Below are 16308 nucleotides of genomic sequence, written 5' to 3' on the forward strand. Positions count from 1 at the left end.
GGGCGGGGACACGGGGAGGCGGCGGCATGACGCACGGGTCGGCGCGGCGTGAGGACGCCGTCGACGAGGGCTTACCCGGCACCCGTCCCCTGTGGCGGCAGCGGGACTTCGGCATCTTCTGGGCCGCGCAGACCCTCTCCGTGCTCGGCGACTCCTTCGCGCTGATCGCCCTGCCCCTGCTGGTGCTGGAGGTCACGGGCTCGGTCGCGCGGATGGGGCTGCTGACGGCGGTGGGCGGGGCGGCCTCGGTCGTGGCGGCGGTGTTCGCCGGGGCCGTGGTGGACCGGGTGGACCGGCGGCGGCTGCTCATCGCCTGCGACCTGGTGCGCATGGGGCTGTACGGGGTGATCCCGCTGGTGTGGCTGTTCGGCCCGCAGCTCTGGCTGCTGTACGTGGTGCTGCCGCTGTGCGAGGCCGTGGGCATGCTGTTCGCGGTCGGCTACGTCACGGTCGTACGGGGCCTGGTCGGCACCGGGCAACTCACGGAGGCCAACGGCCGGTTGAACGCGACGGCCGCCGCCGCGGGTGTCCTCGGACCACTGTGCGCCGGTCTGGTCGCCGCCTGGTCCGGTCCGGCCGCCGCGGTCGGCGTGGACGCGGCCAGCTTCGGGGTGTCGGCCACGTGCCTGTTCTTCGTACGGTTGCGCAAGCGCAACCCGGACGAGCACACCGACCGGCGCACCGGCCTGTGGCGGGACCTGCGCACCGGCGTCGCCTTCCTCCACGGCCACCCCGTGCTGCGTTCGCTCACCGCCCTGCTGTTCGTCTTCAGCTTCCTCACGCTCGGCCTGAACGACCTGGTCATCTACCACCTCAAGCACGACCTCGGCCAGGACGACGGCACGGTCGGCACCGTCATGGCGGTCGGCGCGCTCGGCACCATCACCGGCGCCCTGCTCGTGGCCCGGTTCCGTCGCCGTCTCGGCTTCGGGCCGACGTGGACCGGCTCGGTCGCGGTGTGCGGACTGGCCTTCGCGGGGCTCGGCTGGGCCCGCGACGTGCCGGTCGTGGCGGCCCTGAGCGCCGCGTTCCTCGCCTGCGTCGGCATGGCGGGCACCTGCTCGATGTCGCTGCGCCAGGAGGTCACGCCCGAGCACCTCCTGGGCCGCGTCACCTCCGCCTTCTGGACGCTTCAGTACGCGGCGGCACCCATCGGCGCGGCCGTCCTCACCTGGGCCGCGGAGGAACAGGGCACGACACCGGTCGCCCTGGCCGCCGGAGCGACCTGCGTCCTGCTGGCCGTGACGGCCCTGTTCACCCCCATCCGCGGGTCGGGTCGGAACCTCACCCGTTGACCCCGCTGTAGTACCCCAGACTCCACCTCCACAGCAGCCGCGACCCCAGATACGCCAGCAGCCCGAGCAGCGGTGACGCCGCCGCCAGCCAGTACGGCACCCCCGTCGTGTGGCCGTGGCCCGTCAGGACCGCCGCCGGGAAGTAGGCGACGAACGCGAGCGGGAGGCCGTAGGTGAGGAGGCCGCCCACCGCCTTGGGGAGGACGTTCAGCGGGTAGCTGCCGAACGTGCCGAGGAGTTCCTCCAGCCAGCGGCCCCAGTAGTCGGCGGCCGGGAAGCGCAGGGACGCGCTGGCCACGACCGTGAACAGCGCCGCCTCCAGGAGCATGCCGCCGAGCACAGCCGCGATGAGATACGTGATGCGGCCCGCCGTCCAGTCCAGGTCGCTGCGGGACAGCGCTCCCACCATCAGACCGGCCGCGACCGTGAGGTCCCCGATGGCGTTGGTGGGGAAGAACGCCAGCTGTATCTGCCGGTGGACCGGCATCGGGCGCATCAGGTAGATGTCGACCCGGCCTTCCTGGATCTGCCGGCCGGCCCAGTGCATCCGCCCCAGGAACAGCACGAACAGACCGTGCGCCAGCATCCGCGTCGCCGGGATCAGCAGCACGTCCGAGCTGTCCCAGCCGCCCATCCCGGCGAACCGGGACAACAGCACCGTGGCGAACACGATCACCGACACCTGCCAGATCGCCCCGATCGCGATCATCAGCAGGAACTCGGTGCGGTACTCCATCTGCGCGCGGAAGTTGAGCGCCGTGACGCGCCAGATGATCCGCAGAGCCTTCACCGACATCTCAGCCTCCCTGCGAGATCACGCGCCGGGCGGCCCGCCGCCACAGCAGCCGGGTGAACAACGCCAGCAGCACGACCCACGCGGCCTGGACGGAGAGCTGGAAGGCCGCGTCGGACAGGGGGATCCGCCCCACGTACAGCGACAGCGGCACGCTCAGCGTGGCCTGGAAGGGCAGGAAGGCGCTCATCGTCAGGAACCAGTCCGGGAAGAACCACAGCGGCGCGTACACCCCGGACAGCAGGTTCTGCGCGAACAGCAGGATGAGCATCGCGGCGGTGTTGCGGACCGTCCAGAAGCACAGCTGGTCGAGCACGAGCATGACGTAGTACAGGACCCACTGGCCGAGCAGCATGCTGAGCACGAACACCCCGGTCACCGCGGCCGAGCGGGGCGGTTCGACGACGCCCGCGGCGAGGCAGATGACGTATCCCGTCAGCGCCCACGCGAGCCCGTACAGCTGCTCGCCGGCGGCCCGCAGGGCGTAGTAGCGCTGCGGCGGCAGCGGACGCAGGTACCAGTAGACGATGGTGCCGAAGTGCATGTGCTGGAGGACCGTGTCCCGGCCCGCGTACTGGTCCAGCTCCCGCAGCCGGGACGCCAGTACGGCCAGCACGGCGTAGGTCACCGCCTGGTCGCGGCTCAGCCCTGCGGTCGTGCCGGTCTGTGCGTACAGGCCGCGCCACAGTGACCAGACCAGCACCACCTGCACGGCCAGCCGGAGCGCGACGGCGGTCATCCGGGGCGGGGCGTTCAGCTCGCCGAGCGGGGTGACGCGGGCGGCGCGCCAGGCGTGCGGCGCGGCCACGTCAGACCTCCTCGGCGTGCACGTACGCGGCCCGCATCACGTCTTCCAGGTCCGCCTCGTCCAGGGCGATGTCCGTCACCTCGAACCGCTCGATCACGGCCTTCAGCGCCTGGTGGACGGTGGGCGCGTTCGCCCCGTCGGGGCCGAAGACGGCCTGCGCGCCGTTGTGGCGGAGCACCGTGATGCCGGGCGGCGGGACGACCTCGGCGTGCGGGTCGGCCAGCGTGGCCCGCACCTGCCAGGTCGAGCCGAACTTCCGGCGGATCTCGTCGAGGGTGCCGTCCAGGACCAGCCGGCCGTGGTTGACCAGCACCACCCGCTCGGCGAGCCGCTCGACCTCCGTCATGTCGTGCGTGGTCAGCAGGACCGTACGGCCGCGCTGTTCGACCTGGTGGCGCAGGAACTCCCGCACCTGCTCCTTGACCACCACGTCCATGCCGATCGTCGGCTCGTCGAGGAAGACCACCGGCGGGTCGTGCAGCAGGGCGGCGGCCAGATCGCTGCGCACCCGCTGGCCGAGGGAGAGATGACGGACCCGGGTGTCCCAGAACGAGGACAGCTCCAGGATGTCGTCGAACTCCTTGAGCCGGGCGGCGTGTTCGGCCTTCGGCACCTCGTAGATGTCCCGCAGGATCGCGAACGACTCGCGCACCGGCAGGTCCCACCACAGCTGCGTGCGCTGCCCGAAGACCGCGCCGACGTTACGGGCGTTGCGCTCCCGCTCCCGGTACGGCACCACGCCCGCGACCCGGGCCTCACCGGACGTGGGCGTGAGGATGCCGGTGAGCATTTTGATGGTGGTGGACTTGCCGGCGCCGTTCGGGCCGAGCAGGGCGAGGAGTTCGCCCGGGGCCACGTCGAAGCTGATGTCGGTGACGGCGTGCTTGGCCACCCGCTCCGGATTGACCAGTGATCTGACGGCGCCCAGGAAACCGGGGCGGCGGACGGTGGTGTGGAAGGTGCGGGACAGCCCCCGGACCTCGATGGCGGCACTCAACCGGCTCACCAACTTCCTTGCGGGGAACGCAGTTGCGGCCGGTCGGCTTCGAGGGCCGACCGGCCGCGGATGACGTCCCGACCCTGTCGGAATGTCGATCAATTGGTCAATCGATTAATCGAGTTCTTACATCGATTTCTTACCTGGTGGTCGAGAACACGAACGCGAACTGAGCCGGCTCCGCCTTCAGGAAGTACTGCGGCAGCGGACCCGGGCCGCACGACTGCGAGCCGATGCCGTGCTGCCCGTGGTCGAGGTTGACCCACACCGTGTCGCCGGGCGTGAGGTCGGTGCGGTGCCGCGCCGCGTCGAGCTGCTCGGTGGTCCAGCGCCGCGCGGTGAACCAGAACTCCGGGTCGCCCTCGATCCGCAGACCGCCGAGCTCCACCCAGCGGACGTCGGCGCGGGCGCCGTTCTCCTGCGGGCGGAGGTACGGCGTCTGGAGCCCGTCCACCGTCGACTGCCAGCGGCCCACCATGGACGCCGTCCGGGTGTCCGGGTACGCCTCGCCGGGACCGCCGCCGAACCACTCCACCCGGTCGGCCTCCGACAGCCCGAAACGGACGCCGAGCCGGGGCAGCGGCACCGTCCAGTCGCCCTCCGGCGTCACGGACACGGTCAGCTTCAGCCGCTCGCCGTCGGACGTCCAGCGGTACACCGTGTCCAGGCCCACCTCGCGGGCGGCGGGCGCCACCCGGGTGCGGACCGTCAGCGCGTCGTCGCCCGCCTCGACCGAGACCAGGCGGTGGCGCATGCGGTGCAGGCCGAGCGTGCGCCACAGCATCCCGTAGCGGGTGTCGGTCTGCCACTCCGCGCCGTCGTCGTTGTCGGTCGGCGCCCGCCACACGTCCAGCCGCGGGGCGCTCACCTCGACGTCGCCGATCGACCGCAGCGCACCGGTGCGGGCGTCGAACGCCGCCGGGCCGAGGGTGAACCGGTCCCCGTCGCGCACGGGCCGGTCGTTCGCGGGGAAGGACGGCAGCGGCCGTGCCCCCGCGGCGAACTGCCCCCAGGCCACGACGTGGTCCTTCGCGGCCCACAGCGTGTCGTGCGCGAGCAGCGCCCGCACGGTCCACTGGCGTTCGCCGCCCCGGCCGTCCACGGGCGGCTCCGGCAGCTTCACCTCGGCGCTCTCGCCCGGCGCGAGCGCCGGCACCGACAGCGAACCCGACTCGACGGTCTCGCCGTCCACCTGGCACGACCACTCGAAGGCCAGCGCGGACAGGTCGGCGAAGTCCTGCTTGTTGGTGATCCGCACGATGCCGTTCGCGCCGTCGCCCTCGATGTGGACCGGCTCGATCACCTTCTTGTACTCGACGAGGCCCGGCGACGGCGTCCGGTCCGGGAAGACCAGCCCGTCGCAGACGAAGTTGCCGTCGTGCAGCTCCTCGCCGAAGTCACCGCCGTAGGCGTAGCCCAGCTCGGGGTGCTTGACGCCGTGGTCGATCCACTCCCAGATGAACCCGCCCTGGAGCCGCTCGTACTTCTCGAACAGCTCCTGGTAGTCGGCGAGCCCGCCGGGGCCGTTGCCCATGGCGTGGCCGTACTCGCACTGGATGAAGGGGAGCTCACGGCGCTTGTGCGTACCGCCGTCGAGCCGCTGCCCGATCTTCTCGACCTCGTCGTGGAAGGCGTACATCCGCGAGTACACGTCAGTGTCGCGGCAGTTCCAGTCGCCCTCGTAGTGCACCAGCCGCTCGGGGTCGCGGTCGTGGATCCACTCGGCCATGGCGGTGAGCCCGCGCCCGGTGCCGGCCTCGTTGCCCAGCGACCAGAACACGATCGACGGGTGGTTCTTGTCCCGCTCGACCATCCGCGCGGCACGGTCCAGCAGGGCCGGGGTCCAGCGGTCGTCGTCGACCGGGTTGTCCCGCCAGTCCTGCTCGGTGAAGCCGTGGGTCTCCAGGTCGCACTCGTCGATGACCCACAGGCCGTACTCGTCGCACAGGTCGAGGAAGGCCGGGTGCGGCGGGTAGTGCGAGGTGCGCACCGCGTTGAGGTTGTGCCGCTTCATCAGCAGCACGTCCTCGCGCATGGTCTCCAGGTCGAGGGCGCGGCCCTTCTCGTGGTGCCACTCGTGCCGGTTGACGCCCTTGAAGAGGACGGCCTTGCCGTTGACCTTGACGAGCCCGTCCTCCAGGACGACCGTGCGGAAGCCGATCCGCAGCGGCACCCGCTCGCCCTCGGTGGCCAGCACACCGTCGTAGAGCCGCGGCGTCTCGGCGGTCCACGGCTCGACGGCCACCGTCACCGACTCGCCGGTGGCTGCATCGATGTCCAGGGCCGGGACTGTCACCCGCCCGTCGACGTCGGAGTCGACGCGCAGGGTGCCCTCGCCGGTGGTGTGGTCGTAGGAGGCGTGCACGAAGAAGTCGCCCACACTGCCCGCCGGGCGGTGCAGCAGCGTCACGTCACGGAAGATGCCCGGCAGCCACCACTGGTCCTGGTCCTCCAGGTACGACCCCGCCGACCACTGGTGCACGCGCACGGCCAGCACGTTCCCGCCCGGCTTCAGCAGGTGCCCGACCGCGAACTCGTGCGGCAGCCGGGAGCCCTTGAACTCGCCGAGCTCCGTGCCGTTCAGCCACACCCGGGCGCAGGACTCGACACCGTCGAACCGCAGCACCACCCCGCCGTCCGACGGCCAGTCGGACGGCAGGTCGAAGACGCGCCGGTGGTCACCGGTCGGGTTCTCCGTCGGGACGTGCGGCGGGTCCACCGGGAAGGGGTAGAGGTGGTTGGTGTAGATCGGGGACCCGAACGCCCCGTCGCCCTGGAGGACCCAGTGCCCGGGGACCGTGACCTCGGCCCAGTCCCCGGCCTCGTAGCCCTCCTCGGCGAACGAGTCGTCCTCGGCGTCGATCGTCGCCGACAGCCTGAAGCGCCAGCTGCCGTTCAGGGACAGGGACTGCGCGTCCGAGGACGCGTACCAGGCGCGGGGCGGCAGGGCCCCGCTGCCCGGGGAGACGTCCTCGACGTAGTCGACGGAGGTGGTGCGGAAAGACATCGGTCTCCTAGCTCAGCCCTTGATGCCGGTCTGGGCGATCCCCTGCACCAGCCAGCGCTGGAGGAAGAGGAAGACGAACACCAGGGGCAGGATGGAAATGGCCGTGGCCATGAAGATCAGGTGGTAGTTGACGGTCTGATTGGTCATATACGACGACAGCGCCACCTGGACTGTCCAGGCACTCGGATCCTGTCCGATGACCAGGGGCCAGAGGAAGGCGTTCCAGCCGTTGATGAAGGTGATCGTGGCGATGGCCGCGAAGAAGTTCAGCGAGTTCGGCACGACGACACGCCAGTACGCGCCCCAGTAGCCGAGTCCGTCCACGCGCGCCGCCTCCTCGAGCTCCTTCGGGAACCCCAGGAAGTACTGCCGGAACAGGAAGCACGTGAAACCACTGAAGAGGCCCGGGATGATGAGACCCCGGTAACTGTCCACCCAGCCGAGGGACGAGACGAGGACGAAGCTCGGCACGAACGTGACGGCCGTGGGGACCATCAGGGTGACCAGAACGGCGTAGAACACCTTGTTGGCGTGCTTGTACGGGATCCGGGCGAGGCCGTAGCCGGCGAGCGAGCAGATCAGCAGGATGCCGGCGGTGTGCAGGACGGCGACGACCACGGAGTTCCACATGGACTGAGCGAAATCCACGGTGACGTCGTTGAAGGGTTCGGTGAAGTTGCCCCACTGGATGGTGGTGGGGAACCACTTCCACTCCTCGCCCGTGATCTCCGGGTCCGTCATCAGGGAGTTGCGGACGATCAGGTAGAAGGGGACCAGGAAGAGGATCGTTGCGACGCCGGTCGCGATGTACAGACCGGTGTTGCCCATGACGCCGCCGCGCTTGGCCTTGACCGGCTTCGCGGCCTTCGTGACGTCGGGTGCTGTGGTGGTCACTTGGACTCCTCACCCCTTCCGAAGCCCATGATCTTGCCCTGGAACAGGGTCACGACGCAGATGAGCAGGGTCAGGACGACAGCGCCCGCGCTGCCCGCGCCGTAGTTCTGGTTCTGGCCGAGGGCCATCTTGTACAGCTCGACCAGCGGGGGCTGGCCCCAGGTGGCCTTGGCGAGCAGGTTGAAGAACTCGTCGAAGGCCTGGTAGGCGGCGATCAGCAGGAGCAGGATCACCGCGGTGGACGTGGCCCGCAGCTGGGGCAGTGTGATGTGCCGGAAGGTCTGCCAGCCCCGCTTGGCGCCGTCGATGGCGGCGGCCTCGTACAGCTCCTGCGGGATGTTCTGGAGTGCCGCCAGGAAAAGGATCATGAAGAAGCCCGACTGGAGCCACAGGCGGACGGTCACGATGACCAGCCAGTACCAGGGCGGATCGGGGTTGGCCAGCCAGGCGATGTTCTCGACGCCGAACCAGCCGAGCACGGTGTTCGCCAAGCCGAAGCGGACGCCGTTGAAGATGGACATCTTCCAGATCAGTGAGGCCGCCACATAGCTGACCGCGGTCGGCAGGAAGAACACCGACCGGAAGAACGCCCGCATGAACCGCACCCGGTTCACCAGCAGGGCGAGTCCCAGCGACATGGCCCAGGTGGCGGGCACGATGAACGCGGCGAACACGGTGAAGGTGACCAGCGAGTTCCTGAAGTTCGTGTCCGTCAGGATCTGCTTGTAGTTGTCGAAGCCGACGAAGTTGCTCGGCGTGACCGTGAAGCGTGCCTCGAAGAAGCTGAGCCAGATGCTCCAGCCGATGGGCACGAAGACGAAGATCACCAGGCCGATCAGGAACGGACCGGTGAAGAGCCAGAAGTTGAAGGTGCTGTTCGCCCTCAGGCCCCGCCGCGGCCGGGTCTTGGAGACCTTGGCCGGGGCGGGCTGGGCGACCCCGCGTGTGGTGGTGGTCGACATGTCGAGATCCGTCCGGCGGCCTAACCGAAGAGCTTCTTGAGTTCGGCGTCGACCTTCTTCTCACAGGCGTCGAGCGCGGCCTTCGGGTCGCCGTTCTTGCGGACGGTGTTGGCGATCACGTCCCAGAAGGAGGCGATCATGGCCTGCGTCCAGCCGATGTTGTCGAAGTGACCGAACTCGTTGAAGAGCTTCACGCCCTCGGCCGGCAGGCCGGACTTCAGCTTGTCCGCGGACTCGGCGAGCGAGGTGCGCGGCGGGATGTGGAAGCCGTAGGAGGTGGCGAAGTCCTCCTGGTACTGCTTCTGGTCGATCCACAGCCACTTGACGTATTCCTTGGCCGCCTCGACGTTCTTGCTCTTGGCGTTGACGAACATCGACCAGCCGCCGTTGTAGACGGACTGCTTGCCGGCCGAGCCGACCTTCGGGAAGGGGAAGATGCCGATGTCGTCGCCGAGCGCCTTCTGCATGGCCGGCATGGCCCACATGCCGCACCACTGGATCGCGGTGAGGCCCTGGATGAAAGCCGACGGGTCCCACGAGTCGGCGGGGGCGTCGAGGAGCAGGTTGCCGCTGGTGAAGAGACCGCGCAGCTGCTTGAGGCCCTCGGCGACGGCGTCGGTGTTGAAGGCGGGCTTGTTGTCCGCGGTGAGCGTGTCGGCGCCGGCCGACCAGATCAGCGGGCGGTCCACCGAGGTCAGGTCGTTGCCGAGGAAGATGCCCTTGACCTTGCTCGTGGTCAGCTTGTCGGCAGCCTCGATCAGCTCCTCCAGCGTGGTCGGCACCTCGATGTTCGCCTTCTCGAACATCGAGGGCCGGTAGAAGAGGAACTGCGGGTCGTCGATCATCCGGACGCCGTATATCTTGCCGTCGACCGTGTGCGACTTGATGTCGGCCTGGTTGAAGTCGTCCTTGACCGGCTCGATGATGTCGGTCAGGTCCGCCACCTGGCCGCTCTTGACCATCTGGATCTGCGGGTGGAACTCGAAGACGTCCGGCGCGTTCTTGGTGAGCAGCGCGGCGAAGAGCTTCTGCTCGAAGTTGTTGCCGGTGATCCACTGCGTGGTCACGTTGGCGCCCTTGTAGGCCTTCGCGTACCGCTTGACGGCCTGCTCGACACCGGCCTCGCCGTACGCGTGGAAGTACTGGACGAGGCCCTTGCCCGACCCGGCCCCACCGCCCCGGCCGGTGTTGCTGCCGCACGCGGCGAGTCCGCCGGCGGCGGCCAGGCCCATCGCGGCCCGCAGTACGGTTCGGCGGTCCCAGTTCATGTTGCTCGATGCCGACATGCTGACGTCCTTGTCTCGAGTGCGGCTGCGGCTCTTCGGCTCACTGCCTGATGGCTCACGAGCTGGCGGCTCGCGCCGGATGGCTCAAAGAGAGGTGCGGTGCGGGACGCTAGAGCTTCGGCTAAGGCTTCGGCAAGGGGTTGGACGAAGTCTGTTCGAAGCGTTGTGTCCGGTTCGCGATTTCGAACATGCGGGGGTGGCGGAGGAGTTGCTTCCGCCGCTACGGGGGTGGAGCGGTGGTGCGGCTGCGCGCGAGGGTGGTGCGTTTGCCGTTCTTCTGCCCGACGGCCTGGAGCGCCCCTTCGAGCGCGAACGTCGCCGCGCCCAGGCACACCGGGTCGGTGGGGATCGGGGAGAGGACGATCTCGGTGGCGGCCAGCGGCCGCGGCAGCGCGTGCCGGGCGACGGCCTCGCGCACCTCGTGCAGCAGCGGTTCGCCCAGGGTGCGGGCGACCCAGCTGCTCAGCACGACGATCTCGGGGTTGAACAGGTTCACCAGGTCCGCGACGCCGGCGCCCAGGTAACGGGCCGTCTCCTGGACGACCTTGCGGGCCACCGGGTCGTCCGCCGCGACCCCGCGCGCCAGCGCGTCGATGGTCGCCGTCTGGTCGTCCGGGTGCAGCAGTGCGCTGTCGGGGCCGATCTCGCGCAGGTTCAGCATGATGCCGCGCGCGCCGACGTACGTCTCCACGCAGCCGTGGTTGCCGCAGCGGCACAGGCGTCCGTCCAGCACCATCGTGGTGTGGCCCCACTCCCCGGCGCTGTTGCTCACCCCGCGGTGCAGCCCGCCGCCCAGGACCAGCCCGGCGCCCACCCCGGTCCCGAGGTTGACCACGACGGCGTTCCCGCGCCCGCGCGCCGCCCCGAACCACAGCTCGGCCACCGCGCTGGCACGCAGCGGGTTGTCCAGGTGCAGCGGATAGGCGATGTGCTCGGTGAGCAGGTCGAGCAGCGGTACGTCGTGCCAGTCCCAGTTGGGCGCGTACTCCGAGGTGCCGGTGGCGCGGTCCACCTGCCCCGGCACGCTCACCCCGACCCCGAGCACCCGGGCGCCCTCGATGCCGGCCTGGGTGACCACCGAGCCGACCGCGGTGGCCACATGGCCCACCACCTGCTCCGGCAGGCTCTCGCCTGCGCGCACGTCCTCCTCGGCGCGGGCGAGGACGTTCAGCCCCAGGTCGAACAGCTCGACATGGACGTACGTCTCGGCGATGTCGACGCCGATCAGCGCGCCTCCCGAGCTGTTGACCGCCACCAGGCCCCGGGGGCGGCCGCCGGCCGAGTCCTCGAAGCCGACCTCCGTGATCATGCGGAGGTCGAGCAGCTCGCCGACGAGGGTGGCGACCGTGGCGAGACTGAGGCCGGTGGCGGCCGCCAGCTCCTGCCGGGAGGTCGGTGACTCGGCGATGATCTGGCGCAGCACCTCGTAGCGGTTCGCGGTGCGGATGTCACGTGATGTGCGCTTCACCAGGGTGCCCATCCCTTCCCAGACCGGCTCGGGCCGGGTCGACTTCGGCACCGGCGCGGCGCAAGGCTATGGGCTGCCGGGACTTTCGACAAGGGGTTAGGAAAGGGGCTTTATAAAGTGCGCTCCTGGTGAGAGCTGGTGGTGGCCGATCGTGGCCCGCTCATGATGCCACCGGACCCGTGCGGGTGCTTCAGTCCCCGTCCTCGACGGCTCCGCTCGCGGGGCACGCCGCCGCCTCGCCGTGGGGGCTCGTGCTCGCGACGGCCGCCGCGAGTTGCTGCTGCACCGGCTCGGGCAGCGTGTTGCCGTGTACGGTGCCCACCAGGTCCCGGGCCAGGTGGTGCAGCTTGGTGTTGGTGTTCTGGGAGGTCCTGACCAGCACGCTCCAGGCCGCCTCGGGGCTCAGGCTGAAGGAGGCCATCAGGATCCCGCGGGCCAGGTCGATGGTCGGCCGGGTCTGCATGGCCCGTCGCAGCTGGGCGACTTCGGCGCGCAGGTCCTGGTCCTCGTCGGCCGTCCGCGCGCCGGGCTCCTCGCCGGCCGGACGTACGGCGTCCTGGCGCGGGCCCGAGGCCGCGAACAGCTCGCGGGTGCCGGTCAGGTCGAGCAGGCGCTCGACCGCGAGGCCGCTGGAGCGGACGGCGACCGTCTTGCCCTGGTCGAGGGCGCGTAGGCGCAGGTCGAGCAGCATGTTGAGCCCGGAGCAGTCGCAGAACCCGACCGCGTCCAGACGCAGGTCGACGCCGCTGCCCGACAACGTCAGGATGTCGTGCAGATCCGGCAGCAGCCGACGGCTGCCCAGGTCGAGTTCACCCCACACGGTGACGGTCATCCGGTCGCCGTCCGGTACGACGTCCATGGTCGCCACGCATGGCGGGATCGCCGTCGCAGAGTGCGCAGGGTCCGGCATGGCCCCGTTCTCCCTTGTCTGTTCGCCCTGCCTCCATTTTCCAGCGTTGCCTCTCTACCCCACACCCGTCAACCAATACATGAAACGCAGTACGTGTTTTTGAATACGTGTACGCCTGGTCGGTAGAGTTGAAGCATGGATGGAGTGCCCGAGCCACACACCGGATGGACGTTTCTCACCAACCATGCCCGGGTGCTGGCAGCCATCGCCGACAATCACAGCGCCCGTATCCGGGACATCGCGGCTCACTGCCGGCTCACCGAACGTGCCGTCCAGAAGATCATCTCCGATTTGGAGCAGGACGGTTATCTCTCCCACACCCGGGAGGGCCGCACCAACACGTACCGGATCGACCCCGGCAAGGTGCTGCGGCACCCCGCCGAGGCCGGTCTGACCGTGGCGTCGCTGCTCTCCCTGCTCGTCAAGGACGAGGCCGACCGCGCCACGGCCCCCAGCGGACCTGGCCGGCCGCACGCCACGACCTGACCCTCCGGCCGTCCGCCGCCGGACGGCCGGGTCTGGCCTGTTACGCGTCCGTTCCTGCTACGCGTCTGTCAGCAGGTCCCGCACGAAGGCGTTGGCGAACGTCCCCTCCGGGTCCAACTCCCGCGCCAGCGCCCGGAAATCGCCGAGCCGCGGATACAGCCCGCGCAGCGCGGACGCGGGCACGGTGAACACCTTCCCCCAGTGCGGCCGCGCCCCGAACGGGGCCAGCGCCTCCTCCACCCGCCGCACCACCGGCAGCACCGCCGACGTGTCCTCGACCCAGGTGAAGTGCGCCGCCACGGTGTCCCGGCCGTAGGACGGGCTCAGCCACTGGTCGTCGCCGGCGACCGTGCGCACCTCGCAGGTCTGGAGGACGGGGGCGACGGTCTCCCGGATCGCGTCCAGCGCGTGCAGCATCTCGACGGCGTGTCCGCGCGGCAGCAGGTACTCCGACTGCAACTCCGCCCCGCTGCTCGGGACGAACTCCGCCCGGAAGTGCGGCAGCCGCTCGTGCCACGGCCCCGGCACACCGAACTGCTCGGTGCAGTTGACCGCGGGCATACCCGGCACGGGATGCATCTTCTCGGTGGCCGGAGCGGCCCAGGGGAAGGCGGGCAGCGGCTGGTCGGAGCGCCGCTTGAGCCACACCTGCCTGAAGCCCGGCGCGCGCCAGTCGGTGAACAGGCTGACGCTGTACGCCGTCGCCATCACCGTCTCGAACGTCCCGGAGTCCAGCCCCTGGAAGGGCAGTTCGGTGAACACGTGCTGCTCCACCTCGTACGCCGGCTCCAGGTCGAGGGTGAGCGCGGTGACGACCCCGAGCGCCCCGAGCGAGGTGACGGCCCCGCCGAACCGCTCCTCGTCCCGGCCTATGCTCACCGTCGAGCCGTCCGCCGTGACCAGCTCCACCTCGCGTACGACCGCCGACAGCGGGCCGTTGAGCACTCCCGAGCCGTGGGTGCCGGTCGCGACCGACCCGGCCACCGAGATGTGCGGCAGCGACGCCATGTTGGGCAGTGCCAGGCCCTGGCCGTGCACCCGGCGGGCCAGCTCCGCGTAGCGCACGCCGCCGCCGACCCGGACCGTGCGGGCCGCCGTGTCGACGTCCACCTCCGGGGGCAGGGCGGCCAGCGACACCAGGACGCCCTCGGCGCCCGGCTCGGCGATCTCGTTGAACGAGTGTCCGCTGCCCAGCACCCGCACCCGGTCGCTGTCCGCGACGAGCGCGCGCAGCGCGGTGAGCGAGCCCGGCCGGTGCAGCTCCTTGGCCGCGTAGGTGATGTTCCCCGCCCAGTTGGTCACGGTCCCGTTCATCGCGTCGTCCTTCCCCGAGACAGCGGGGACCGGGAAAGCCCCTGCCGGAACCTACCCCGGCCCCGGAGTCCATTGCCGCCGCGGCCCGGACCGGCCTACCGTGGAGACGTCGTAGAGAGCGGTTTCTGCCTGGGTTCCGGGGAGCCGTTCCGTTCTGTGTGTGCCCGAGCCGGAAGGTCACCTCCTTGAGCCAGCGCCCCCAGGCACTGTTCGCCATGACCGCGGAGAACGTGCCGCAGGTCTTCCCGCCCGAGGTGCTGGCGCGGCTGCGGGAGTCCGTGGACATCGATCCGGCGCTCGTGGCGCGGGACTTCGCCGACCCGGGCGTGCGCGAGGTGCTGGCCCGGACCGAGATCCTGGTGACCGGCTGGGGCTGCCCCCGGCTCGACGCGGCGGTGCTCGACGCGGCACCCCGGCTGCGCGCCGTGCTGCACTCGGCTGGCTCGGTGAAGTCCTTCGCCACTCCCGAGGTCTGGCGGCGCGGCATCGCCGTCTCCTCGGCCGCCGCCGCCAACGCGCTGCCGGTCGCCGAGTACACCCTCGCCATGATCCTGCTGGCCGGGAAGGACGTCCTCGTCGCCCGCGACCGGATGCGCGCCACTCGCACCTCCTCCGGCTGGGGCGTCGTCCCCGGCATCGGCAACTACGGCCGCCGCGTCGGCCTCATCGGTGCCTCCCGCATCGGCCGCCGCGTCCTCGAACTGCTCCGCCCCTTCGATCTGCGGCCCGCCCTCACCGACCCGTACGTCGACGAGCAGGAGGCCGCCGCGCTCGGTGTCCCCCTGCTGCCACTGGACGACCTGCTGCGCTCGTCCGACATCGTCACCGTCCACGCCCCCGAGACGCCCGAGACCCACCACATGATCGGCCGCCGCGAGCTGGCCCTGATGCCCGACGGGGCGGTGCTGATCAACACCGCGCGCGGCGCCCTGGTCGACCACGACGCCCTTGTGGCGGAGCTGCGCGCCGGGCGCCTGACCGCGATCCTCGACGTCACCGACCCCGAGCCGCTCCCCGCCGACTCGCCCCTCTACGACCTGCCCGGAGCCTTCGTCACCCCGCACCTCGCGGGCTCCCAGGGCAACGAACTGGCCCGCCTCGGACTGACGGTCGCGGAGGAGGCGGAACGGCTGCTGGCCGGGGGGAAACCGGCGTACGGGGTCGACCTGGCGGCACTGGAGCGCGAGGCCTGATCCCCTGTCGGGGACTCCATCGCTGATCGTTCCCGGGTCAGGGCCATGACCCCAGCGCGTGGCCTGCGAGAACGATGCAGAGCACCAGTTGGACCGCCCCGATGATTGGGTGCCCGAGCCGCAGCAGCAGGACGCCCGTCACTCCCACTGCCAGGGCCAGGGCGCCGAAGGACAGCAGTGGTGCCCAGTCCGCAGGGAGCGCGGCGGCTGGTGTCTGCCCGGAGCCGGCGTCCATCCGGCCCAGTCCCCGTGCCGCGAGCAGGAGGACGACCAGAAATCCGGCCGCCGCGTCCGCCACCAGCACGAGCAGCAGGAGACATCCCGCGGTGAGCGCGTCGTTCCCGGTGGAGGGCTGCTTGTCGTCGTGTTCGGGCATGCCCGTATCGTCGTGCGGAACTCACCCCTCCACCCCGGGTCGTCGCAGATTTGCAACCCAGGCGTGCTCCGCTCTTCATGAGCCGCCCGGTCGTGAGCGGAGCGGCATGCGCTCGCTCGGCATCACAGGAGCTGGTACGCCAGAGAGTCGCGCCCCCGGCGGCGGCGAACATGGCCGCGCCGGCCCGCCGGCACCGCCACGCTGTCGGCCATGATCACCACGACGAGGACGAACAACCGGGCGCCGCAGACAGCACGGTCAGCCGCACGGCTCGGTGGAGAAGGGGCAGCAACAAGGCGAAGGTGAAGTACAGGAGCACCCCGACCACGATGGGGACCACCTCCGAGCCCAGGGTCAGCTCCCGACATCCCCGCTCCTTCACGCCCGCGGCTGTGGGCTCCGCCGCGAGCCGGCACGCTACAGGCCGTCAGGCCGCTGATCGCGGGCCGGCAGTAACTTGCGGACATACGGGGCGTAAGTCCGGCTCAAGGGGACCCGGTACCAGCCTCGCGCACCCAT

14 protein-coding genes are annotated in these 16308 nt (G+C 70.3%); 3 read left to right on the forward strand and 11 right to left on the reverse strand.

Annotated elements, in window-relative coordinates:
• The first annotated feature begins 26 nt into the window (after positions 1-26).
• On the forward strand, positions 27-1295 hold the full coding sequence (locus PV963_RS35995) for an MFS transporter (protein ID WP_274820651.1): 1269 nt from the start codon (positions 27-29) through the stop codon (positions 1293-1295).
• On the opposite strand, the gene PV963_RS36000 is transcribed toward PV963_RS35995, so the two are convergent.
• The 9 genes from PV963_RS36000 to PV963_RS36040 form a co-directional block, all read right to left on the reverse strand.
• A complete protein-coding gene (locus PV963_RS36000; protein ID WP_274820652.1) occupies positions 1285-2091 on the reverse strand; it encodes an ABC transporter permease in 807 nt (268 codons plus the stop codon). The genes PV963_RS35995 and PV963_RS36000 overlap by 11 nt on opposite strands.
• A gap of 1 nt (position 2092) precedes the next feature.
• Positions 2093-2896 carry an ABC-2 family transporter protein gene (locus PV963_RS36005; RefSeq protein ID WP_274820653.1) on the reverse strand — a complete coding sequence of 268 codons (804 nt, stop codon included), beginning with the start codon at positions 2894-2896 and terminating at the stop codon, positions 2093-2095.
• Position 2897: 1 nt separating this feature from the next.
• Complete coding sequence (locus PV963_RS36010) at positions 2898-3893, reverse strand: ABC transporter ATP-binding protein (RefSeq protein WP_274822210.1); 996 nt, start codon at positions 3891-3893, stop codon at positions 2898-2900.
• Positions 3894-4032: 139 nt separating this feature from the next.
• Complete coding sequence (locus PV963_RS36015) at positions 4033-6900, reverse strand: glycoside hydrolase family 2 TIM barrel-domain containing protein (RefSeq protein ID WP_274820654.1); 2868 nt, start codon at positions 6898-6900, stop codon at positions 4033-4035.
• 12 nt (positions 6901-6912) lie between these two features.
• Positions 6913-7794: a carbohydrate ABC transporter permease gene (locus tag PV963_RS36020; RefSeq protein WP_020275449.1), complete on the reverse strand. Its 882-nt coding sequence runs from the start codon at positions 7792-7794 to the stop codon at positions 6913-6915.
• Complete coding sequence (locus PV963_RS36025; protein ID WP_274820655.1) at positions 7791-8756, reverse strand: carbohydrate ABC transporter permease; 966 nt, start codon at positions 8754-8756, stop codon at positions 7791-7793. The genes PV963_RS36020 and PV963_RS36025 overlap by 4 nt, the downstream gene beginning before the upstream one ends.
• A gap of 20 nt (positions 8757-8776) precedes the next feature.
• On the reverse strand, positions 8777-10042 hold the full coding sequence (locus PV963_RS36030) for an ABC transporter substrate-binding protein (RefSeq protein WP_274820656.1): 1266 nt from the start codon (positions 10040-10042) through the stop codon (positions 8777-8779).
• A 220-nt stretch (positions 10043-10262) separates the two neighbouring features.
• The gene (locus PV963_RS36035) at positions 10263-11522 is read right to left on the reverse strand and encodes an ROK family transcriptional regulator (RefSeq protein ID WP_274822211.1); all 1260 of its coding nucleotides are present in this window, start codon (positions 11520-11522) and stop codon (positions 10263-10265) included.
• A gap of 178 nt (positions 11523-11700) precedes the next feature.
• Complete coding sequence (locus PV963_RS36040) at positions 11701-12420, reverse strand: ANTAR domain-containing protein (protein WP_274820657.1); 720 nt, start codon at positions 12418-12420, stop codon at positions 11701-11703.
• Between the two features lie 135 nt (positions 12421-12555).
• Here PV963_RS36040 and PV963_RS36045 point away from each other — a divergent pair, with 135 nt between their 5' ends.
• Positions 12556-12906, forward strand: coding sequence for a helix-turn-helix transcriptional regulator (locus tag PV963_RS36045; protein WP_274820658.1), 351 nt, complete (start codon positions 12556-12558; stop codon positions 12904-12906).
• 57 nt (positions 12907-12963) lie between these two features.
• Here the strand turns inward: PV963_RS36045 and PV963_RS36050 are convergent, their stop codons facing one another.
• The gene (locus PV963_RS36050) at positions 12964-14220 is read right to left on the reverse strand and encodes a D-arabinono-1,4-lactone oxidase (protein WP_274820659.1); all 1257 of its coding nucleotides are present in this window, start codon (positions 14218-14220) and stop codon (positions 12964-12966) included.
• 185 nt (positions 14221-14405) lie between these two features.
• Between PV963_RS36050 and PV963_RS36055 the strand changes: the two genes are divergently transcribed.
• A complete protein-coding gene (locus PV963_RS36055; RefSeq protein ID WP_274820660.1) occupies positions 14406-15413 on the forward strand; it encodes a hydroxyacid dehydrogenase in 1008 nt (335 codons plus the stop codon).
• A 37-nt stretch (positions 15414-15450) separates the two neighbouring features.
• On the opposite strand, the gene PV963_RS36060 is transcribed toward PV963_RS36055, so the two are convergent.
• Complete coding sequence (locus tag PV963_RS36060) at positions 15451-15789, reverse strand: inner-membrane translocator (RefSeq protein ID WP_274820661.1); 339 nt, start codon at positions 15787-15789, stop codon at positions 15451-15453.
• Positions 15790-16308: the final 519 nt, after the last annotated feature.

Origin of the sequence: Streptomyces coeruleorubidus (genome assembly GCF_028885415.1) — a bacterium.
GTDB lineage: Bacteria > Actinomycetota > Actinomycetes > Streptomycetales > Streptomycetaceae > Streptomyces > Streptomyces coeruleorubidus_A.

Coding starts and splice junctions, on each gene's coding strand:
- PV963_RS36030 (WP_274820656.1), bottom strand. CDS start 10,042: ATGTCGGCATCGAGCAACATGAACTGGGACCGCCGAACCGTACTGCGG.
- PV963_RS36035 (WP_274822211.1), bottom strand. CDS start 11,522: ATGGGCACCCTGGTGAAGCGCACATCACGTGACATCCGCACCGCGAAC.
- PV963_RS35995 (WP_274820651.1), top strand. CDS start 27: ATGACGCACGGGTCGGCGCGGCGTGAGGACGCCGTCGACGAGGGCTTA.
- PV963_RS36050 (WP_274820659.1), bottom strand. CDS start 14,220: ATGAACGGGACCGTGACCAACTGGGCGGGGAACATCACCTACGCGGCC.
- PV963_RS36000 (WP_274820652.1), bottom strand. CDS start 2,091: ATGTCGGTGAAGGCTCTGCGGATCATCTGGCGCGTCACGGCGCTCAAC.
- PV963_RS36025 (WP_274820655.1), bottom strand. CDS start 8,756: ATGTCGACCACCACCACACGCGGGGTCGCCCAGCCCGCCCCGGCCAAG.
- PV963_RS36015 (WP_274820654.1), bottom strand. CDS start 6,900: ATGTCTTTCCGCACCACCTCCGTCGACTACGTCGAGGACGTCTCCCCG.
- PV963_RS36040 (WP_274820657.1), bottom strand. CDS start 12,420: ATGCCGGACCCTGCGCACTCTGCGACGGCGATCCCGCCATGCGTGGCG.
- PV963_RS36045 (WP_274820658.1), top strand. CDS start 12,556: ATGGATGGAGTGCCCGAGCCACACACCGGATGGACGTTTCTCACCAAC.
- PV963_RS36060 (WP_274820661.1), bottom strand. CDS start 15,789: ATGCCCGAACACGACGACAAGCAGCCCTCCACCGGGAACGACGCGCTC.